Below are 19,622 nucleotides of genomic sequence, written 5' to 3' on the forward strand. Positions count from 1 at the left end.
GGCCTTCGAGCGCACGCTGGGCAGCGCCCGCGCCGCGCGCCCCGAGGCGCGACTGGAAGGCGCGCTGGTGGCGCAGATGGTGCAAGGCGGCGTCGAATGCATCGCGGGCGTGCATCGCGATCCTGTCTTCGGCCCGGTGCTGATGTTCGGCCTGGGCGGCATCCATGTGGAAACGCTGCGCGACGTCTCGCTGCGGGTGCTGCCCATCACGCGCGACGACGCGCTGTCCATGGTGCGCGAGCTGCGCGCCTTCTCGATTCTGGACGGTGCGCGCGGCCGCGCGCCGGTCGACGTCGATTCGCTGGCCGACGCGCTGTGCGCCCTGGCCGACTTCGCCCTGCGCGCAGGCGATTCGCTGGCCAGCGCCGAGATCAACCCGCTCATCGCACGCCCGCGCACCGAAGGCGGCTGCGTGGCCGTCGATGCCCTCGTCGTCGGGCGCGCCGGCGAATCCGCCAGCACGCATCACTGATCCCGAAAACAAGGAGACAAGTCCATGAAGAATTCGACCGCGCGCTCGCGCGTGCAGGCCCTGTGCCTGGCCGTGCTGTTCGCGCTCGGCGCCGGCCCGGCCGCGGCGCAGGAGAAATTCCCCAGCAAGCCGGTGCGCCTCATCGTGCAATACCAGGCCGGCGGCTCCACCGACACCCTGGCGCGCCTGCTGGCCGACAAGCTCGCGCCCCGCCTGGGCCAGCCGGTGGTGGTGGAAAACCGCAGCGGCGCGGGCGGCATCATCGGCACCGACTACGTGGCCAAGAGCCCTGCCGACGGCTACACGCTGCTGGTGACCGTGCCCGGCCCCGTCACCGCCAACCTGGTGCTCTACCGCAAGCTGCCCTACGACCCGCGCACCGACCTGCGCATGGTGTCGGACCTGGCCACCGTGCGCACGGTGCTGGCGGTGCACCCGTCGGTCCCGGCCAAGGACTTCAAGAGCCTGGTCGAGGCGGTCAAGGCCGCGCCCGACAAGTACTCGATGGGCTCCTGGGGCGCCGGCACGCAGCCGCACCAGATCCAGGTCTACATGGACAAGACCTACGGCACGCGCACGCTGCACGTGCCCTACAAGGGCGAAGGGCCGATGGCCATCGATCTCATCGCCGGCCAGATCCAGATGACCGTGGGCTCGGTCGCCACCCTGGCGCCCTACATCGCGGCCGGCAAGCTGCGCGCGCTGGCGGTGGCCGGCCCGCGCCGCGCCAAGGCACTGCCGGACGTGCCCACCTTCGCCGAGCAGGGCTACAAGGACCCCGTCTACATGATGACCGGGCCCACCTCGCTGATGGCCCCGGCCAAGACGCCAGACGCCGTTGTCGAGCGCCTGGGCCGCGAAGTGGCCGCCGCCATCCACGAACCCGACATGCAGCGGCGCATCGAGGAACTGGGCGTCGAGCCGGTGGGCAACCTGCCCGCACAGGCCACCGCGGCCTACCAGGCCTTCCTGCCGGTCGCGCTCGAGTCCGTGCGCAACACCGGCGTGACGCTCGACTGACATCGCCCTTCCCTTTCCACCTCAAGTACCGGAACCCTCCATGAGCACCACCCCCACTTCGGCCGCCGCGGCGCAGCAAGCGCTGGGCCGCGCCGTCGGCCTGAGCGCCTTCGTCTACGGCTACCCCCTCACCGAAACGTATCGCACCTGCCGGCTGCAGACGCAGCCGCAGGCGCAGCGCCGCGTCGGCGCCTCCGCCGGGTCGGACGTGCGCGCGCCGCTCAACACGCTGCACCACAGCCCGCGCCCCTCCACCGACGAGGACCGCGACGTCGTCACGCCCGCCAACGACCTGCTGTACTCGATGGCGTGGATCCACCTGGCCGACGGGCCGCGCGTGCTCACCGTGCCCTCTTCTGCCGCGCACGCCGGCCGCTACTTCGTGCTGGCGCTGTACGACGCCTACACCGAGAACTTCGAGAACCTCGGCCCGCGCAACTGCGCGCCCGGGGGCGAGCAGGTGGTGCTGGTGGGCCCTGGCGGCCAGGTGCCCGAGGCGCTGCGCGCGCTGCGCGTGGTGCAGTGCCCCACCAACCTGGTGTGGCTGATCGGCCGCATCCTGGTCGGCGACGAGCCCGACTGGCCCGCGGCGCGCGCGCTGCAGGCCGACATCGCCCTGGCCGCGGCACCCGGCACGCCGGATGGCCCGCGCCCGGCCGCGGTCGAGCAATGGGTGGGCGAGCCGGTGGATGCCATGGCCGCCGTGCTGGACAACGGGGAAGAGGCGGCACAGGTCGCGCCGCGCTTCTTCACCAACTGCTGCCATGCGCTGGCCGAAGCGCCCGGCCGCGTGGAAGACAAGGGCCTGCTGGCCTGGTTCGCCCAGGGCGGCCTGGTGCCGGGCCCGGCCTTCGCCTGGGACAACCTCGACGAGGACCTGCGCGCGGGCCTGGCCGAAGGGTTCGCGCAAGGCGTGGAACTCGTCGCCTCGATGGGCCGCAACCGCCCTGCCCGCCCCTGGGTGATGGCCTCCGCCACCGGCCGCTACGGCAGCCAGTACCTGGGCCGCGCGCGCACCGCGTACATCGGCCTGGGCGCACTGGCCACGGATGAAGCCATCTACGCGGCCGGCCACGTCGACGCCGAGAAGGCGCCGCTGGACGGGCGGCGGGGCTACACGCTGCGCTTCGACGCGGGCGACCTGCCGCCGGTCGATGCCTTCTGGTCCGTCACCCTGTATGCAGCAGACCGCTTCCTGCACCCGAACCCGCTGCGCCGCCATGCCATCGGCGACCGCACGCCGGGCCTGGCCTACGAAGCCGACGGCAGCCTGGTCATCGACATCTCGAACGCGCAGCCGGCGCGCCAATCCAACTGGCTGCCCGCACCGGCCGGCGGCTTCTACCTGATCCTGCGCATGTACCACCCGCGCGAAGGCGTGCGCAGCTGGCGCATCCCCGCACTGCAACCTGTGAAGGGCTGAGAAGCCATGCATCAGGACGAGTTGCAAGCATTGGCCGGGCAGGCGGCCACCTACGCCTACCCGCTGTACGAGATGCGCCGCATGCGTGCGGCCACCTCGCCGCAGCGCGTGGATGGGGCCGGCCCGGCGCCCGCGCCGCAGCGCTGGTGCAATGTGTTCACCCATGCGCGCCAGTTGCTCGCGCCGGGCAAGAGCCGCGTCGTCACGCCCAACAACGACACGCTCTACACCAACGCCTGGCTGGACCTGCGGCGCGGCCCGCTGGTGATCGACGTGCCCGACACCGCCGGGCGCTACTACGTGCTGGGCCTGCTGGACTTCTACACCAACCCCTTCGCCCACCTCGGGCTGCGGCGCACCGGCACGGCGGCGCGCTCCTTCCTGGTCACGCCGCCGGGCTGGCAAGGCGCCCTGCCCGCCGGCTTCGACGCGCCCGGCGCGCATGTGCAGGCGCCCACGCCGTGGGTCTGGGTGATCGGACGCATCCTGGTCGACGGCGCGTCGGACCTGGACGCCGTGCATGCACTGCAGGACGGTTTCGTGGTGCGCACGCTGGCGCAATGGCAGGCCGGCGCCGCACCCCAGCCCGCGCTGTTCGAGCCGGACTGCGACCCGCGCGCACCGCTGGACGCCGTGCACTTTGCGAAGCAGGTCAACGCCGCGCTACGCGAGAACCCGCCGCCCGCCAGCGAGCGTGAGCTGCTCGCTGGTTTTGCGCCGGCCGGCATCGGCGCCGATGCCGCGCCGCTCGACGATGCACAGCGGCAAGCCCTGCAGGCCGCGCTGGACGCCATGCTGGCAAGGCTTCGCGAAGAAAGTCCGCGCGCGAGTTCGGCCGGATGGACGCAGCCGCCGCTGGTCGAAGGCAGCTTCGGCAACGACTACACCGGCCGCGCCCGCGTCGCCTTGAAGTACATCGGCATGCTCGAAAGCGCCGAGGCCCTCTACCCCCTGGCCTGGCGCGAAGCGCAAGGCGCCGCGCTCAGCGGCGCCCATCGCTACCAACTGCGCTTCGCGCCCGGCCAGCTGCCGCCGGTCGATGCCTTCTGGTCCATCACGATGTACGACGCGCGCGACTACATGCTGGTGGACAACCCGATCGACCGCTACGCGATCGGCGACCGCACGCCCGGCCTGCGCGCCGATGCGGACGGCGGGCTCACGCTGCACATCGGCCACGCGCCGCTGCCGGATGCGGCGGCCCGGGCCAACTGGCTGCCGGCCCCCGCGGGCGCGTTCTACCTGTGCCTGCGCGCCTACGTGCCGCGCCCCGAAATGATCGACGGCCGCTACGCGCTGCCGCCGCTGGTCCGCATCGACGACAACCACGAGACACACGCATGAGCACCACCACCGCAGAACAGGAAAAGCCCTTCCTCATCGTCGGCACCGGCACCGAAACCGTGGCGCCGGGCCTGCACATCCTGCGCGGACAGGGGCAGTCCTTCGTCGCCGAGACCGACGCCGGCCTCGTGGTCATCGATGCCGGCCCCGGCGGCTCGGTGACGCAGGGCATGATCGAGAGCCTGCGCCGCATCAGCGACGCGCCGCTGCACGCGCTGTGCTACAGCCACGGCCATGTGGGCTACAACGCCGGCGTGCCGCAGTGGCTGGCCCATGCGAAGGAACGCGGCGACCCCGTGCCGCGCATCATTGCCCATCGCAACGTGCTGCGGCGCTACGCGCGCTATCGCGAAACGCAGGCGCTGCAGCACCGCATGGCGGAGATCCAGTTCAACCGCGCACCGGGCTTCTTCGACCACCGCCTGACCATGCACGAGCCCGCCGAAACCTTCGACGATTGCCTGGTCATCGGCAGCGGCGAGCGCCGCATCGAGCTGCGCTGGGCCCCTTCGGAGACCGACGACGCCATCGCCCTGTGGAGCCCGGCGCAGCGTGTGCTGTACGGCGGCGCCGCGCTGATCGACTCCATTCCCAACATCGGCACGCCCTTTCGCACCATGCGCGACACCGTCCGCTGGGCCGACACGCTCGAGATGCTGGCCGCACTGGGCGCGCGCAAGGCGGTGCGCGAGTTCGGCCCCACGCTGGAGGGCGAGGACACGGTTCGCAGCGTGCTCACCCACACCGCGCGGGCGCTGCGCTGGCTGCGCGCCGAGGTCGTGCGGCTCATGAACGAGGGACTCAACGAGCGCCAGATCCTCGCGCGCATCCGCTTTCCCGACGAGCTCTTCGCGGTCGACTGGATGAAGCCGACCTACGGCGACCCCGGCTACATCGTGCGCGACATCTACCGCTCGGAAAACGGCTGGTGGGACCGCAATGCGACATCGCTGCACCCCGAAGCGCCGGAGGCCGTGGCCGAAGCCGTGGCGGACGCCATCACCGACAAGGCCGGCGTCATCGAACGCGCGCAGGCCCTGGCCCAGGCAGGCCGCGTGCAGATGGCGCTGCACGTGATCGACCTGCTGGCCACGGCCACCGGCGGTGCGCCCGAGATCGCGCAGGCGCGCCGGCTCAAGGCCGAGTGGCTGCGCCAGCGCGCCGGGCAGGTGTCCAGTTACGTGTCGCGCAACCTGTATCGCGTGAGCGCCGACATGATCGAACAGGGCACGCAGGCGCGCTTCGGCATCTGCTGACCGAGCGCGCCCCACAGATTCCCCCCAAGGAGACAAGACATGACGAAAACACTTCTGCGCCCCGCACTGATCGCGCTGGCCTGCCTGGCGGCCGCAGGCGCCGGCCGCGCGCAGGGCACCGACAGCTACCCCAGCAAGCCGGTGACGCTGATCGTGCCCACCGCCGCCGCCGGCGGCACCGACACCATGGCGCGCCTGTTCGCCGATGCGCTGGGCAAGTCGATGAAGCAATCCTTCGTGGTCGACAACCGGCCTGGGGCCAACGGCATCCTCGGTGTCGAGCAGGCAGCGCGTGCGGCACCGGACGGCTACCGCCTGCTCTTTACCTACGCGGCGTCGATGGTGGTCAATCCCAGCCTCTACAAGAAGCTCTCTTACGACCCGCTGAAGGACTTCGCGCCGGTGGCGCAGATCGGCCGGGGCGGCAATCTGCTGCTGGTGCGCAAGGACCTGCCGGTGAACAGCCTCAAGGAATTCGTCGACTATGTGAAGGCGCACCCCGACAAGCTCAGCTACTGCTCCTGGGGCGCCGGCTCGGGCGGCCACCTGGCGATGGAAAGCCTGAAGAAGCAGGCGGGCCTGTCGATGACCCACGTGCCTTACAAGGGCAGCGGCCCCTGCGTGCAGGACCTGATCGGCGGCCAGGTGGATGCGGGCTTCGCCGACATCTCGTCCACGGTCGAGATCGTGCGCTCCGGGCGCCTCAAGGCCCTGGCCTACAGCGGCCCCAGCCGCATCCCCATGCTGCCCGACCTGCCGACCATGAACGAGTCGGGCTACCCGTTCAAGAACTATTCGTGGTACGGCATCTTCGCGCCGGCCAAGACACCGCCGGCCATCGTCAGGAAGCTCAACGAGTCGGTCAACCAGGCCTTGAAGGACCCGGCCATGGTGCAGCGCATGCGCGAGCTGAACTTCACCGACCTGCCCATCGAAACACCGGAACAGTTCGGCGCCACCATGCGCCAGGACCAGCAGGACTGGGCGGCGCTGGTGAAGTCCATCGGCGTTTCGCTCGACTGAGCGGCAGGTGCCGCCATGGGGCGGCTGCGATGAAACGCAAAGCAGCGGCACGAGCCGCTGCTTTTCTTCAATGAAGGCCTCGCTTGCGAGGCCTTCTGCCTCTGTCAGAACGAGTGCCGGATGCCGAAGTCGTAGCCGGTGCCGGTATCAGCCCGCAAGCCGCCCTGGCCCAGGTTGGCCAGCGTCGGGTTGGTATAGCCCACCGAGCCGTTGGGCGGCAAGGCCGGCGGCAGCGCCGCGCCGTTCTTGTTCTTGGTGTAGGCCGCCGTCGCGTACAGCGCCGTGCGCTTGGACAGGTTGTGCACATAGCCCAGCGCGAACTTGTCAGCCTTCAGCTCGGGCGCGCCCGCCACCACCTGATCGATGTCGGCCTGCAGGTGCGAATAGGCCGCACGGATCAGCCCCACGCCCACCGGCACGCTGGCGCCCAGCACATAGCCCTTGATCTTGACGTCGCCCGAGACCGCCGGCGCGTTCACGTAGTCGTTCTTCAGCTGCACGTCCGAGTACTCGCCGAACAGCTTGACCGGCCCGAAGTCGTAGGAGCCGGCCACGTTGCCGGTGTTCAGGTAGCGCGTGAGGCCCTGGTAGTAGTTGTCGCCCACGGTGCTCGATCCGTAGGCCGCGGCCACGTCCACCGCACCGTTGGCATAGCCCACGCGACCGCCCGCGTAACGCCCCGTGCGCGCGGTGTTCAGCGGCGTGGCGGGTGTGCTGGTGCCCGGGTCGTACTTGGTGTTCTCGCCGAAGGCGTACATCACCTGCCCGTAGAAGCCGCCCAGGCCAGCCGGCAGGAAGTAGCTCACCGCATTGCCCGCGCGCACGTAGTTGGGGTTGGCCAGCAGGGCATTGATGGTGCCCGCGCTGCCCGAGCCGCCCAGCAGCATGCTGATGGCGCTGGCGCCCACGCCCACCGTGCCGAAGGGGTCGAAGATGGTGTCGTTCCAGAAGGTGGGGGTGTAGTCGCGGCCCAGGCGCAGTTCGCCGAAGCGGCCCGACAGGCTCACGGTGGAGCGGCGGTTGAACATGGCCACGGGCGAGAGGGTTGCGCCGGTGTCGTTGGCGATGCCCGCCTCCAGCCAGAAGCCGGCCGCCAGGCCGCCGCCCAGGTCCTCGGTGCCGCGGAAACCGAAGCGGCTGCCCATGAGGTTGCCGGTGGACATGGCCCACTGGCTCTGGCGCACGTTGGGCTGCACGCCGCTCGGGTCCTTGCTGCTGGTCTGGTAGTAGCTCACGCCGGCGTCGATCACGCCGAACATCGTCACCGACGATTGGGCCGAGGCGGCGCTGGCAGCGGCAAGCGCCGCAAGGGTGGTGAGGGTCTTCTTCATCGAGTGGATCTCCGGGTCTTCCGTGGTTGCAAACAAGACGCAGCAGGATGCGTTCGAACGCAGCCCTGCCATCCCCGGGTGATCGCGCAAGAAGTGTCGTCCGCTGTACAGATTCGCGTGCGGGCGCCTCGGTGCCTAGCGCAGCGTCGAAAGCTGGCTGTCCTGGCTCGCGCCCAGCCTGCGCTGCAGGCAGCACTCGCGCCGCATCAGCAATGCGATGCCAGCCCCCACCAGCAGGCCCAGGCCCCACATCAGCGGCACGATGGGCACGTCCATGGCCACCAGCGCGGCGTAGGTCGCCAGCATCACCAGCACGCTGAGGTTTTCATTGAAGCCCTGCACCGCGATCGACCGGCCGGCGCTCAGCAAGGTGTAGCCCCGGTGCTGCAGCAAGGCATTGAGCGGCACCACCAGGATGCCGCCCACCGCCCCCACCAGTGCCAGCAGTGGCACGGCCAGCCAGAGCGTGTCGACCGAGGCCACTACCGGCATGCACAGCCCCAGCACGACACCCGCGGGCAGCACCCGCTTGGCCCGGCTCAGGCGCACACGCTGGCCCGCCATCGCTGCCCCCGCAATCACTCCCACGGCCACCGCCGCTTGCAAGTAGGCGGCGCGTTCCAGCGACAGGCCGAGCACTTCGGTGGCCCACTTGAGCACCGCGAACTGCAAGGTGGCGCCCACGCCCCAGAAGATGGTGGTGATGGCCAGCGACAGGCCGCCGTCGCGGTCGCACCAGAGCGTGCGGTTGGCCCGGTGGAAATCGCGCACAAGGGCCAGCGCATGAATGCGTGTGGGCGCATAGCGCGCGCCGCTGCCCGGCACGCAGGCGTTCATCGCGGCGGAGACGAGATAGGCGGCCAGCAACGCCAGCATGGAAAGCTGCAAGCTGCTCGCGGGCGCATGCGGTTGCAAAGCCAGCCATTGGCCGAGGGCCACGCTGGCCTGCGAAGTTCTCAAGCCGTCCGCCACGAGCAGACCGCCCAGCACCGTGCCGAGCAGCGCCGCGCACACCACCGACACCTCGATCCAGCCGTTGGCCGCCACCAGCTGGCGCGGCCCCACCATCTCGGTCACCAGCCCGTACTTGGCTGGCGCATAGGCGGCGGCCCCGAAGCCCACCACGGCAAAGGCCAGCAAGGGGTTCGCGCCCGCCAGCAGCATGGCCACGCCCGTGAACTTGACGATGTTCATGGCGGTCATGAGCCGCGCCTTGGGCATGGCATCGGCCAGCGGCCCGATGACCGGCGCCAGCACCACATAGGAAACCGTGAAGGCGAACTTGAGCAGCGGCGCCCACCACAGCGGCAGGCCGCGCTCCGACAGCAAGGCGATGGCGACGATGAGCAGCGCGTTGTCGGCCAGCGCGGAAATCGCCTGGCCGGCGATCAGCAGGTAAAAGCCGCGCGGCATTCTTGCTTTTCTTCAGCGGATGCCGCCAGGCGCCATGACTTCATGCATGGACGCCGATGCTCGCAAGGCGCCGTGACGCCTGCGTGAATGACCCTCTGCCCCTCTCAGGCCGGGTCGTTCACCGTCTCGTGCTCGGCCGGCATGAGGATTTCCAGCAGCTCGCAGTCATCCGACCAGCCCACCACCGTGTGCCGGATGCCCGGCGGCTGCACCCAGCACGAGCCGGCTTCCAGGCGCTGCACGCCCACGCCTTCGAACTCGGTCTGGAACCAGCCCTTGAGGCAGTAGACCATCTGGAAGCGCACGTCGTGGTGATGCCTGACCGACAGCTCGGGCCGGAAAGGCGCCGTCATGCGGATCACGTGCGCCTGCGCCAGCCCGCCAGTGGCGGCCGCGATGCCCAGGTCGCGGTAGGCGGAATAGTCGCGCAGGCCACCCGTCTTGAAGGCGGCCTCGTCGTGGTGGGAGATGACGAATCGCTGCTGCGGCTGCTTCTGCGCAGCAAGGTCCGGTGCGTTCATCGAGGGTCTCCAGTGTTGTTGTGCGGGGCCTGATCTGACTGCCAAACGCGCGCCTGCGCAAGTGGGGGCCGCTGCCTAGAATGAAGCCGCCATGCCCCTGACACCCGAAGACCTGGACCGCATCACCGCCGGCACGCTCGGCCACTACGAACAGCGTGCGCAGCAGTTCCGCGAGCACACCTGGGACCACGACGTCAGCCAGAACATCTCGGCGCTGCTGCGCCACATCGAGGCAGCCCCGCCGCTGCGCATCCTCGACTTCGGCTGCGGGCCGGGGCGCGACCTGCTCGCCTTTCAACGGCTGGGGCACCAGCCCACCGGGCTGGAAGGCTCGGCCGCGCTCGCCGCCATGGCGCGGGAGGCCTCGGGCTGCGAGGTGCTGGAGCAGAACTTCCTGGCGCTGCAGCTGCCGGCCGAGCACTTCGACGGCGTGTTCGCCAACGCATCGCTCTTCCACGTGCCGGCGCAGGAGCTTGCGCGGGTGCTGCAGGAGTTGCGCAACGCCCTCAAGCCGCGCGGCGTGCTCTTTTCATCGAACCCGCGGGGCACGGGCCAGGAAGGCTGGCAGGGCGAGCGCTACGGCGCCTGGCACGACCTGGCCGCGTGGCAGCAGCACATGAACGCGGCCGGCTTCGTCGAACTGGAGCACTACTACCGCCCCGAAGGCCTGCCGCGCGAGCAGCAGCCGTGGCTGGCGAGTGTGTGGCGCAAGGTGCCTTAGGCGGGCGTCAACGCCGAGACGTCTCGCCTGAGCTCGCCATCAAATGATGGCCTGCAGGCCCTTGTCCGCAATGATGTTGAGCAGTTTGAGCGCCGGCCCGGTGGGATGCGTGTCACCTTGCTCCCACTTGCGCACCGTCGACGCGGTGGTATGCAGATGCAAAGCAAACACCGGCTGGCTGAAATTCAGTTCTTCGCGCAGGTGCCTGATATCGGCCGCAGTGAACTCCCGCACCGGCGGCGGGCTGATCGCTTCGAACTCGCGCATCGTCACCTTGCCGATCGCGCCGACTCCCTGAAGCGCGGCCAGATCGCCGCGCAGCGATTCAATGAGCTTGCTCTTCACAACTTACCTCCAATAGGACGCCGACGTTCAGCGCCTTCGTCAAATCTTCTGCCGACAATTCCAGGAACACCTTGCCGGCGAACTGCAGCGCCTTCGTTTCATCCTGCGTGATGTTCGCCTTGTCGCTCTTGGGAAACCCGTGCAGGAACACGTAGCGATGGCCAATTCGCGCTGTCAGCAGCGTCCGGTAGCCGCCACTCTTGCCGCCGCCAGGACGCGCCACCCGCTTCTTGTAGACGAAGCCGCCCAGATCCGCATCGACCAGCCCTGACTCCATTTCTTGAACCGCCTTGCACAGTGCGGTATCCGGCAGCCTCTCGCTTGCCTGCCACCGCGCGAAGTCCTTTCGTTTGAGGACCTTCATACCCGATGCTCCCTTAAACATACCCGAAACGGGTATATTTTATCAGGTCGGTCCAGACTGTGAGAGGACAAAAAAAGAGGCCGGGTTGCCCCGGCCTCCTTCCTGTTGACTCGCCGAACCGATCAGGCTGCGAGCGTCTCCAGCGCCTTGTTGAAGGTGGCGCTCGGGCGCATCACGGCATCGGTCTTGGCGACATCGGGCTGGTAGTAGCCGCCGATGTCGGCCGGCTTGCCTTGCACGGCGGCCAGTTCGTCCACGATCTTCTTCTCGTTGGCGGCCAGCGCCTCGGCCAGGGGCTTGAACCGGGCGGCCAGTTCCTTGTCCTCGGTCTGCTCGGCCAGGGCCTGCGCCCAGTACATCGCCAGGTAGAAGTGGCTGCCGCGGTTGTCCAACTGGCCGGTCTTCGGCGACGGGCCCTTGTTGTTGTCCAGCAGCTTGCCGGTGGCGGCGTCCAGCGCCTGGGCCAGCACCTTGGCCTTGGCGTTGTTGTTCTTGATGCCCAGCTCTTCCAGGCTCACGGCCAGCGCGAGGAACTCGCCCAGCGAATCCCAGCGCAGGTGGTTTTCTTCCACCAGCTGCTGCACGTGCTTGGGGGCCGAGCCGCCTGCGCCGGTTTCGTACATGCCGCCGCCGGCCATCAGGGGCACGATGGACAGCATCTTGGCCGAGGTGCCCAGCTCCATGATGGGGAACAGGTCGGTGAGGTAGTCGCGCAGGATGTTGCCGGTGGCGCTGATGGTGTCCTGGCCGCGGATGACGCGCTCCAGCGTGTAGCGCATGGCGCGCACCTGGCTCATGATCTGGATGTCCAGGCCGGTGGTGTCGTGCTCGTGCAGGTACATCTTGACCTTGGTGATCAGCTGCGCCTCGTGCGGACGGTAGGCGTCCAGCCAGAAGACCACCGGCATGCCGGAGTTGCGCGCGCGCGTGACGGCCAGCTTGACCCAGTCGCGGATGGCGGCGTCCTTGACCTGGCACATGCGCCAGATGTCGCCCTTCTCCACGTCCTGGCTCATCAGCACCTCGCCCGTGTTCAGGTCGGTGATGTTGGCCACGCCGTCTTCGGGAATCTCGAAGGTCTTGTCGTGCGAGCCATATTCCTCGGCCTGCTGGGCCATCAGGCCGACGTTGGGCACCGTGCCCATGGTCTTGGGGTCGAAGGCGCCGTGCCACTTGCAGAAGTTGATCATCTCCTGGTAGATGCGGGCGAAGGTCGATTCGGGCATGACGGCCTTCACGTCCTTCAGGCGGCCGTCGGCGCCGTACATCTTGCCGCCGTTGCGGATCATGGCGGGCATCGACGCATCGACGATCACGTCGTTGGGCGAGTGGAAGTTGGTGATGCCCTTGGCCGAATCCACCATGGCCAGCTCGGGGCGGTGCTCGTGGCAGGCGTGCAGGTCGCGCTTGATCTCGTCCTGCGTGCTTTGCGGCAGCGTGGCGATCTTGTTGTACAGGTCGATCATGCCGTTGTTGACGTTCACGCCCAGCTCGTCGAAGAGCTTTCCGTGCTTCTCGAAGGCTTCGCGGTAGAAGATCTTCACGCAGTGGCCGAACACGATCGGGTGCGAGACCTTCATCATGGTGGCCTTCACGTGCAGCGAGAACATCACGCCGGTCTTGCGCGCGTCTTCGATCTGCTGCTCGTAGAAGTCGAGCAGCGCCTTCTTGCTCATGAACATCGAGTCGATCACCTCGCGGTCCAGCAGGGAGACCTTCTGCTTGAGCACGATGGCCTTGCCGCTCTTGGTGATGAGCTCCATCTTCACGTCGCGCGGGCGGTCCAGCGTCATGGACTTCTCGCCGTGGTAGAAGTCGCCGGCGTGCATGTGCGAGACGTGCGAGCGCGAGGCCTGGCTCCACTCGGCCATGCTGTGCGGGTGCTTGCGGGCGAACTCCTTCACCGCCTTGGGCGCGCGGCGGTCGGAGTTGCCTTCGCGCAGCACCGGGTTGACGGCCGAGCCGATGCACTTGTTGTAGCGCGCGCGGATGTCCTTTTCCTCGTCCGTCTTCGGGTTTTCCGGGAAGTCGGGGATCTTGTAGCCCTTGTCCTGCAGCTCCTTGATGGCCGCCTTGAGCTGGGCCACCGAAGCGCTGATGTTGGGCAGCTTGATGATGTTGGCCTGGGGCTTGAGCGTGAGCTTGCCCAGCTCGGCCAGGTTGTCGGGCATGCGCTGCGCTTCGGTCAGCGCCTCCGGAAACTGCCCCAGGATGCGGCCGGCCACCGAGATGTCGCTGGTGGCGACGTCGATGCCCGCCTGCGAGGCAAAGGCCTTCACGATGGGCAGCAGCGACGCGGTCGCCAGGCGGGGCGCCTCGTCGGTGAGGGTGTAGATGATCTGGGAGTTTCCGGCGGTCATAGCAGCTTCAGGAGGGGTTGAACACGGACGCAAATGCCCCGTTGGCGCTGCCAAAAAGCGGAAAAACGGCCTCGGGGGGCTTGCGAACTGGGCCCAGACTTTACCAAGTCGGCCCGCCGCCCCCCCGAAAAGCCCCGGGAAGACCTTCGCCCGACTCAGTTGCTCCAACGCCTGAGCCGGTGCGCCCCAAGGCGGGAAACACCGCGGAACTGGCTCCGCCAGGCCGCAGGTGTTGCCCCCTCGAAGGGGGTACTCGGCTACACGAGGTGAGCCGATACGGGGGTGGACTCAGCTAGTCACTCCAGGGCCCGCCCAGCATCGCATGCATGTAGCCGGCGGTCTTGACAATGTCTTCTTCCGACATCGGAATGGGCGGCGCGTCGACCAGGTGCTCGATCACCATGTGCAGCTTGGCCGACGCGTTGGGCGACTCCTGCAGCAGGATGGCCAGGGCCGTGGTGTGCGCCACGGCCCGCAGTTCCAGCGCCCGCAGGCGCTCGTTCATTTCTTCCAGATCCATGAGTCTCCCCTCTCGAAGTTGATCTGATCTTGCGAATGGATTCTGGCGGGAAAAATCTCCGCGCTACCAGCGCCAGGTGGCGCCGATCATGGGGCCGCTGAAGCGCAAGTCCTCGATCTGCGAGCCCGATTTCATGTCGTAGGAAACATAGCGCCACATGCCGGTGATCTCGCCCCAGCTGTAGGCGTAGCTCAGGCCCAGGCCGGCCTGCCAGGTCAGCTGCGACTCGCCCGTGCCCACGTCGACGTAGAAAGGCATGTTCCAGCGCCCCGAATCGCCCAGCGCATAGCGGCCCTTGGCACCCACGATGCCGTCCCACAGCACCTCGCTGGTTTCCGATTCGCCGGAGCGCGAGGCCGCCCCGATGGGGCCCAGGTCGCCCTGGATGCTCCAGCGCAGCCGCGGCTTGAGCGAAAACATGCGCGCACCGGCCAGCAGGTTCAGGTTGAGCCGGGGCTCGGACAGGACGCGGTACTCGCCGCCCAGCGTCCACAGCACGCCCTTGAGGTCCCAGTCCAGATTGGCCGAGGTGCTGCCCGAGATCGGCGCCTTGTTGATGGTGAAGTCGCGATAGCCCTGCTTGCTGCCGCCGAGGTCCAGGTAGATGACGTCCGTGAAGAAGCCGTAGCGGCCGTTGTGGGCGCCCAGGCTGCCCATGAAGGTGAACTTGAGGGCATCCACGATGTTGCCGGCGCTCACGTCGATGGTCGGGCCGCCGGGCGAGGTCGGCGTGCTGCTGTCGCCGCTCAGGCTGGGAAAGTAGCCGTAGACAGACAGGGAATAGCGCCAGTCGCTGCCGGACGCGTCGGCGGCAGACTGGGCATGGGCGGCCATCGCAAGCGGCAGCAGCGCGATCGAGGCTGCCGCGCGGCGCGCCGCGGCGGCCTGGAGATGACGGTGGCTGAATCTCATGAGCGGTTTCCTCCTTGATGAACCATTCTTGAACGGCATGTAACCCGCCGTGGCCGAGCTTAGCGTGAGCGCCGGGGTCCGGTCCACCAGCCCGCGGGGGCGGCACGCCCTTGCGCTTGGCAGGACAATAGGCCCAACATGCATTCACACAATCTCTCCTCCTGGCAGCACGAGCACGTCTTCGACGGTGGCAGCCACAGCGCCGAACGCAGCACCCGCCTGGTGATGTGGATCACCCTGGCCACGATGCTGGTCGAAATCTGCGCCGGCTGGTGGTTCAACTCCATGGCGCTGCTGGCCGACGGCTGGCACATGAGCTCGCACGCCCTGGCCCTGGGCCTGGCTGCGCTGGCCTACGGCGCGGCGCGCCGCTATGCCAAGGACCCCCGCTTTGCCTTCGGCACCTGGAAGATCGAGGTGCTGGGCGGCTTTGCCAGCGCCATCCTGCTGCTGGGCGTGGCGGCGCTGATGGTGGTCGGTTCGGTCGAACGGCTGTTCACGCCGCAGCCCATTGCGTACCGCGAGGCGATCGCGGTGGCGGTGCTGGGTCTGGCCATCAACGTGGCCTGTGCGTTCATCCTCGGCCATGCGCATCACGACCATGGCCATGGGCACGACCACGGGCATGGACATGATCACGGCCATCACCACCATGGCGGCGAAGACCTCAACCTGAAGTCGGCCTACATGCACGTGATCGCGGACGCGGCCACCTCGCTGCTGGCCATCGTCGCCCTCGTGGGCGGCTGGCTGTACGGCTGGCAGTGGCTGGACCCTGTGATGGGCGTGGTGGGCGCGCTGCTGGTGGCCGTGTGGGCCAAGGGCCTGCTGGCCCAGACCGGCAAGGTGCTGCTGGACCGCGAGATGGACCACCCGGTGGTCGACGAGATCCGCGAGGTGGTCGAGCAGGACGCCGATCCGCGCGACGAGACGCGCATCGCCGACCTGCACGTATGGCGCGTGGGCAAGGCGGCCTATTCCTGCGCCATCACGGTGGTCACGCACAGCGCAACGCTCACGGCCGAGGACCTTCGCAGGCGCCTGGCGGTGCACGAGGAGATCGTGCATTCCACCATCGAGATCCATCGCTGCCCCGACTGAGTCAGCCCTTTCCGGGCGCAGCACCGAAGTCGGCCGCGCAGCGAGCCCGGAAGTCCACAGGTGCCCGCTTATGCTCGCGTCTTCGTATGTGACCACAAGACGCTGCCCATGCCGATCTCCGTTTCAGACCATCCGCCGGCATCCGCACCCGCCCTGCAAGTGCTGTGCATCTTCGGCACCCGCCCCGAGGCCATCAAGATGGCGCCGGTGGTGCGGGCCCTGAAGGCCGACCCGCGTTTCGACTGCCGCCTGTGCGTGACCGCGCAGCACCGCCAGATGCTGGACCAGGTGCTGGACCTGTTCGGCCTGGTGCCCGACGACGACCTGGACCTGATGCGCGACAACCAGACCCTGGCCGAGCTCAGCGCCCGCGCGCTCACCGGCCTGGACGAGGTGCTGCAGCGGCGCCAGCCCGACATCGTGCTGGTGCACGGCGACACCACCACCAGCTTCATTGCCGCGCTGGCCGCCTTCTACCGGCGCATTCCGGTCGGGCATGTCGAGGCGGGGCTGCGCACCGGCGACCTGTATGCGCCCTGGCCCGAGGAGTTCAACCGGCGCATGGTGGGCATCGTCGGCCGGCTGCACTTCGCGCCGACCCAGCGCGCCGCCGACGCACTGATGCACGAAGACGTGCCGAAGGAGAACATCGCCATCACCGGCAACACGGTGATCGATGCGCTCAAGCTGGTGAGCCAGCGACTGGACGAAGACGCTGACCTGTCCGCACGCCAGGCAGCGCAGTTGCCCAGGCTCGATCCCTCGCGCCGGCTCATTCTGGTCACCGGCCACCGCCGCGAGAACTTCGGCGAGGGCTTCGACAACATCTGCCGCGCCCTGGCCGAGCTGGCCCGGCGCCCGGACGTGCAGATCGTCTACCCGGTGCACCTCAATCCCAATGTGCAGGAGCCCGTGCGCGCGATGCTGTCGAACAGCGAAAACGTGCACCTCATCGATCCGCAGGACTACCTGCCCTTTGTCTGGCTGCTCAAGCACTGCCACCTGGTGCTGACCGACAGCGGCGGCCTGCAGGAAGAGGCGCCGGTGCTGGGCAAGCCGGTGCTGGTGATGCGCGAGACCACCGAGCGGCCCGAGGCACTGGAAGCCGGCACCGCGCAGCTGGTGGGCACCGACGTGGAACGCATCGTCGGCGCGGTCGTGCGCCTGCTCGATGACGATGCCGCCTACCAGGCCATGGCGCAAGCCCACAACCCCTACGGCGACGGCACGGCGGCGCAGCAGATCGCGCAACACCTGGCGCAGTGGAACAGGTGCCTGGCATGACGGACTGGCTGGTCGACTACCTGGCGGTCTTCTGGCTGGTCGTTTCCATCCTGCTGCGCGTGGGCATCGTGGTCATCCTCGTCAGCTCGATCGACGACTTCTTCATCGACCTGCGCTACTGGTTCTGGCGCCTGGCCCATTGGCGCGACTGGCGCCGCAGCACCGCGCTGCCCGAACATGCCGACGAGCTGTACCAGGCGCCGCAGCAGCACATCGCCATCATGATCCCGGCGTGGCAAGAGGCGCCGGTGATCGCGCGCATGGCCGACTACCTGGCCAGGAGCTTCGACTACGACAACTACCACGTCTTCATCGGCACCTACCCCAACGACTTGGAAACACAGGCCGAGGTCGACAAGGTGGTGGCCCGCTACCCGCAACTGCACAAGGTGGTGACCAGCCAGCCCGGCCCCACCACCAAGGCCGACTGCCTGAACCACATCATCGCGGCCATCACCGCCTTCGAGGCCGAGCACGGCCTGCACTTCGGCTGCCTGGCCTACCACGACGCGGAAGACGTGGTGCACCCGCTGGAGCTGCGCGTCTTCAACCACCTGGTGCCCCGCTACGACCTGGTGCAGCTGCCGGTGATGCCGCTGGTGCGCCCCTGGTGGCAGCTGGTGGGCAACCACTACGTCGACGAGTTTTCCGAGTGGCACGGCAAGGACCTGCTGGTGCGCGAGCAGCTCACCGGCCAGGTGCCCAGCGCGGGCGTGGGCACGGCCTTCAGCCGCAAGGCGATCTCGCTGCTGGAGGAAATGAACCAGGGCCAGGTGTTCGACACCTCCAGCCTCACCGAGGACTACGAGATCGGCGTTCGCCTGCACGAAGTGGGCGCGCGCGAGATGCTGGTGCACTACCCCGTGCGGTTCAAGGGCCAGGCACCCGCCTGGTTCGGACGCGAGGGCGTGCACGACATGGTGTGCGTGCAGGAGTTCTTCCCGCACCGGCCCGCGCTGGCGGTGCGGCAGAAGTCGCGGTGGATCGTGGGCATCGTGTTCCAGAGCTGGCGCAAGCTGGGCTGGCGCGGGGGCCTGGCCATGCGCTACATGCTCATGCGCGACCGCAAGAGCGTGCTGGCCTTTCCGTCGCTGCTGATGGGCTACCTGATCGTGACGGCCGTGCTCATCCGCCAGGCGCACCTGGAGCTGGACCCCGACTGGTGGCGCTACCCCGACCTGATTCCCGCGCACAGCGTCTTCTGGACGCTGGCCTTCATCAACTTCATCTTCATGCTCAACCGGCTGCTGCAGCGCTTCATCTGCACGCAGCGCTACTTCGGTTTCTGGCAGGGCGTGCAGTCGGTGCCGCGCATGGTGGTGGGCAACTTCATCAACATCGGCGCCTTCTTCCGCGCCTTCACCCAGACGCGGCGCAGCGACAAGAGCGGCAAGGCGGTGAAATGGGACAAGACGCAGCACGTGTTTCCCGACCTGCATGCCGGGGAGCGCGAGTCATGAGTCGCTGGTTCGCACTGGGCCTCGCCGCCGCGCTGGCGGGCACCGCCGCCGCACCGGCGCATGCGTCATGGCTGCGCAGCGAGTTGCGAAATTTCCGCACCTTTCCGCGCCTGAACGAAGCCTATCGGCTCTACCAGAACGAGGACTACGCCAAGGCCCGCGAGTACGTGGAGCAGGCCGAGCGCATCGACCCGAGCAGCGAGCGGGCGGCCGTGCTGAAGTTCAACATCTGCGACGAGCAGAAGGACCTCGCCTGCATCCGCGAACTGGGCCTGGCGTGGCAAAAGCGCGCGCCGTCCAAGGGACTGGGCACGGCCATGCTGACCTACCTCGCCTTTCTCGACGGGCGGGACGCCGAGCTGGTGCGGCTGGCCCCGAAAGCGCTGCGGCTGTCGGGCCTGCGCGCGCCGATCCGCAACGAGATCGGCGAGGCCTGGGGCAATTCGCTGATCCGGCTGGGACGCACCGACGAGGCGGCCAAGGCCATCGCCTGGATGGACAGCCACCAGGTCGCCATCTCGGCGCACAACCGCAAGACCTGGACGGAAGCGATTGCGCAAGCGGCGCCGCAGCCCGCGGTAGAAACAAGATCGGCACCTGCCACGCCGAAATCACCACAGGCACCTGTGCAACCGGCCGCGCCGAAGGTTGCTGCCGCATCGCCAGCGCCTGCATCGCCGGCGCCCGCGTCGCCCAAGCCCGACCCGTCCGCGTCGCCTGCACCGGCCAAGCCGAAGGCCGCGGCCGCCGCA

General features: G+C 68.4%; 19 protein-coding genes. 11 read left to right on the forward strand and 8 right to left on the reverse strand.

The features are described 5' to 3' along the window. From VSO01S_RS21355 to VSO01S_RS21380, 6 genes are all read left to right on the forward strand, one after another. A partial coding sequence (locus VSO01S_RS21355; protein WP_169804107.1) for an acetate--CoA ligase family protein occupies positions 1-472 on the forward strand: 472 nt, incomplete at its 5' end. Between the two features lie 24 nt (positions 473-496). After that, positions 497-1,492 (forward strand): Bug family tripartite tricarboxylate transporter substrate binding protein, encoded by a 996-nt coding sequence (locus VSO01S_RS21360; protein ID WP_068644820.1) that lies wholly within the window; start codon positions 497-499, stop codon positions 1,490-1,492. Between the two features lie 40 nt (positions 1,493-1,532). Then, positions 1,533-2,915 (forward strand): DUF1254 domain-containing protein, encoded by a 1,383-nt coding sequence (locus tag VSO01S_RS21365; RefSeq protein WP_068644821.1) that lies wholly within the window; start codon positions 1,533-1,535, stop codon positions 2,913-2,915. 6 nt (positions 2,916-2,921) lie between these two features. Beyond that, complete coding sequence (locus VSO01S_RS21370) at positions 2,922-4,259, forward strand: DUF1254 domain-containing protein (protein ID WP_068644822.1); 1,338 nt, start codon at positions 2,922-2,924, stop codon at positions 4,257-4,259. Next, positions 4,256-5,515, forward strand: coding sequence for an alkyl sulfatase dimerization domain-containing protein (locus VSO01S_RS21375; RefSeq protein ID WP_068644823.1), 1,260 nt, complete (start codon positions 4,256-4,258; stop codon positions 5,513-5,515). The genes VSO01S_RS21370 and VSO01S_RS21375 overlap by 4 nt, the downstream gene beginning before the upstream one ends. 39 nt (positions 5,516-5,554) lie before the next feature. Next, positions 5,555-6,538: a Bug family tripartite tricarboxylate transporter substrate binding protein gene (locus VSO01S_RS21380; RefSeq protein ID WP_068644824.1), complete on the forward strand. Its 984-nt coding sequence runs from the start codon at positions 5,555-5,557 to the stop codon at positions 6,536-6,538. 104 nt (positions 6,539-6,642) lie between these two features. Here the strand turns inward: VSO01S_RS21380 and VSO01S_RS21385 are convergent, their stop codons facing one another. The 3 genes from VSO01S_RS21385 to VSO01S_RS21395 form a co-directional block, all read right to left on the reverse strand. Next, positions 6,643-7,869, reverse strand: coding sequence for a porin (locus VSO01S_RS21385; protein WP_068644825.1), 1,227 nt, complete (start codon positions 7,867-7,869; stop codon positions 6,643-6,645). Positions 7,870-8,004: 135 nt separating this feature from the next. Continuing rightward, complete coding sequence (gene lplT / locus VSO01S_RS21390; RefSeq protein WP_068644826.1) at positions 8,005-9,282, reverse strand: lysophospholipid transporter LplT; 1,278 nt, start codon at positions 9,280-9,282, stop codon at positions 8,005-8,007. 104 nt (positions 9,283-9,386) lie between these two features. Further along, on the reverse strand, positions 9,387-9,803 hold the full coding sequence (locus VSO01S_RS21395) for a cupin domain-containing protein (RefSeq protein WP_068644827.1): 417 nt from the start codon (positions 9,801-9,803) through the stop codon (positions 9,387-9,389). Positions 9,804-9,894: 91 nt separating this feature from the next. On the opposite strand from VSO01S_RS21395, the gene VSO01S_RS21400 reads away from it, so the two are divergent. After that, a complete protein-coding gene (locus tag VSO01S_RS21400) occupies positions 9,895-10,524 on the forward strand; it encodes a class I SAM-dependent methyltransferase (protein WP_068644828.1) in 630 nt (209 codons plus the stop codon). 39 nt (positions 10,525-10,563) lie between these two features. On the opposite strand, the gene VSO01S_RS21405 is transcribed toward VSO01S_RS21400, so the two are convergent. The 5 genes from VSO01S_RS21405 to VSO01S_RS21425 form a co-directional block, all read right to left on the reverse strand. Beyond that, positions 10,564-10,869, reverse strand: a complete 306-nt coding sequence (locus VSO01S_RS21405; RefSeq protein ID WP_068644829.1) for a helix-turn-helix domain-containing protein — start codon at positions 10,867-10,869, stop codon at positions 10,564-10,566. Further along, positions 10,850-11,233, reverse strand: coding sequence for a type II toxin-antitoxin system RelE/ParE family toxin (locus tag VSO01S_RS21410; RefSeq protein ID WP_068644835.1), 384 nt, complete (start codon positions 11,231-11,233; stop codon positions 10,850-10,852). The genes VSO01S_RS21405 and VSO01S_RS21410 overlap by 20 nt, the downstream gene beginning before the upstream one ends. A 122-nt stretch (positions 11,234-11,355) precedes the next feature. Beyond that, entirely contained in the window at positions 11,356-13,593 is a 2,238-nt protein-coding gene (locus VSO01S_RS21415) for an NADP-dependent isocitrate dehydrogenase (protein WP_068644830.1), read from the reverse strand. 292 nt (positions 13,594-13,885) lie between these two features. Continuing rightward, positions 13,886-14,113, reverse strand: coding sequence for a hypothetical protein (locus VSO01S_RS21420; protein ID WP_068644831.1), 228 nt, complete (start codon positions 14,111-14,113; stop codon positions 13,886-13,888). 63 nt (positions 14,114-14,176) lie between these two features. After that, positions 14,177-15,025 (reverse strand): hypothetical protein, encoded by an 849-nt coding sequence (locus VSO01S_RS21425; RefSeq protein WP_068644832.1) that lies wholly within the window; start codon positions 15,023-15,025, stop codon positions 14,177-14,179. Positions 15,026-15,163: 138 nt separating this feature from the next. Between VSO01S_RS21425 and dmeF the strand changes: the two genes are divergently transcribed. The 4 genes from dmeF to VSO01S_RS21445 form a co-directional block, all read left to right on the forward strand. Beyond that, on the forward strand, positions 15,164-16,126 hold the full coding sequence (dmeF, locus tag VSO01S_RS21430; RefSeq protein ID WP_068644833.1) for a CDF family Co(II)/Ni(II) efflux transporter DmeF: 963 nt from the start codon (positions 15,164-15,166) through the stop codon (positions 16,124-16,126). A 108-nt stretch (positions 16,127-16,234) separates the two neighbouring features. Then, positions 16,235-17,410 carry a non-hydrolyzing UDP-N-acetylglucosamine 2-epimerase gene (wecB, locus tag VSO01S_RS21435; protein ID WP_218002371.1) on the forward strand — a complete coding sequence of 392 codons (1,176 nt, stop codon included), beginning with the start codon at positions 16,235-16,237 and terminating at the stop codon, positions 17,408-17,410. After that, entirely contained in the window at positions 17,407-18,870 is a 1,464-nt protein-coding gene (locus VSO01S_RS21440) for a glycosyl transferase family protein (RefSeq protein ID WP_068644834.1), read from the forward strand. The genes wecB and VSO01S_RS21440 overlap by 4 nt, the downstream gene beginning before the upstream one ends. After that, positions 18,867-19,622 (forward strand): hypothetical protein (locus tag VSO01S_RS21445; RefSeq protein WP_218002372.1); only part of this gene is annotated, 756 nt, incomplete at its 3' end. The genes VSO01S_RS21440 and VSO01S_RS21445, both read left to right, overlap by 4 nt.

It is taken from the genome of Variovorax soli NBRC 106424 (genome assembly GCF_001591385.1).
Lineage (GTDB): Bacteria > Pseudomonadota > Gammaproteobacteria > Burkholderiales > Burkholderiaceae_C > Variovorax > Variovorax soli.

What these genes read in the sequence shown, in the direction of transcription:
- VSO01S_RS21365 (WP_068644821.1), top strand. Translation starts at nt 1,533, where the DNA reads ATGAGCACCACCCCCACTTCGGCCGCCGCGGCGCAGCAAGCGCTGGGC.
- lplT (WP_068644826.1), bottom strand. Translation starts at nt 9,282, where the DNA reads ATGCCGCGCGGCTTTTACCTGCTGATCGCCGGCCAGGCGATTTCCGCG.
- VSO01S_RS21370 (WP_068644822.1), top strand. Translation starts at nt 2,922, where the DNA reads ATGCATCAGGACGAGTTGCAAGCATTGGCCGGGCAGGCGGCCACCTAC.
- VSO01S_RS21385 (WP_068644825.1), bottom strand. Translation starts at nt 7,869, where the DNA reads ATGAAGAAGACCCTCACCACCCTTGCGGCGCTTGCCGCTGCCAGCGCC.
- VSO01S_RS21420 (WP_068644831.1), bottom strand. Translation starts at nt 14,113, where the DNA reads ATGGATCTGGAAGAAATGAACGAGCGCCTGCGGGCGCTGGAACTGCGG.
- VSO01S_RS21415 (WP_068644830.1), bottom strand. Translation starts at nt 13,593, where the DNA reads ATGACCGCCGGAAACTCCCAGATCATCTACACCCTCACCGACGAGGCG.
- dmeF (WP_068644833.1), top strand. Translation starts at nt 15,164, where the DNA reads ATGCATTCACACAATCTCTCCTCCTGGCAGCACGAGCACGTCTTCGAC.
- VSO01S_RS21400 (WP_068644828.1), top strand. Translation starts at nt 9,895, where the DNA reads ATGCCCCTGACACCCGAAGACCTGGACCGCATCACCGCCGGCACGCTC.
- VSO01S_RS21360 (WP_068644820.1), top strand. Translation starts at nt 497, where the DNA reads ATGAAGAATTCGACCGCGCGCTCGCGCGTGCAGGCCCTGTGCCTGGCC.
- wecB (WP_218002371.1), top strand. Translation starts at nt 16,235, where the DNA reads ATGCCGATCTCCGTTTCAGACCATCCGCCGGCATCCGCACCCGCCCTG.
- VSO01S_RS21440 (WP_068644834.1), top strand. Translation starts at nt 17,407, where the DNA reads ATGACGGACTGGCTGGTCGACTACCTGGCGGTCTTCTGGCTGGTCGTT.
- VSO01S_RS21410 (WP_068644835.1), bottom strand. Translation starts at nt 11,233, where the DNA reads ATGAAGGTCCTCAAACGAAAGGACTTCGCGCGGTGGCAGGCAAGCGAG.
- VSO01S_RS21380 (WP_068644824.1), top strand. Translation starts at nt 5,555, where the DNA reads ATGACGAAAACACTTCTGCGCCCCGCACTGATCGCGCTGGCCTGCCTG.
- VSO01S_RS21375 (WP_068644823.1), top strand. Translation starts at nt 4,256, where the DNA reads ATGAGCACCACCACCGCAGAACAGGAAAAGCCCTTCCTCATCGTCGGC.
- VSO01S_RS21395 (WP_068644827.1), bottom strand. Translation starts at nt 9,803, where the DNA reads ATGAACGCACCGGACCTTGCTGCGCAGAAGCAGCCGCAGCAGCGATTC.
- VSO01S_RS21425 (WP_068644832.1), bottom strand. Translation starts at nt 15,025, where the DNA reads ATGAGATTCAGCCACCGTCATCTCCAGGCCGCCGCGGCGCGCCGCGCG.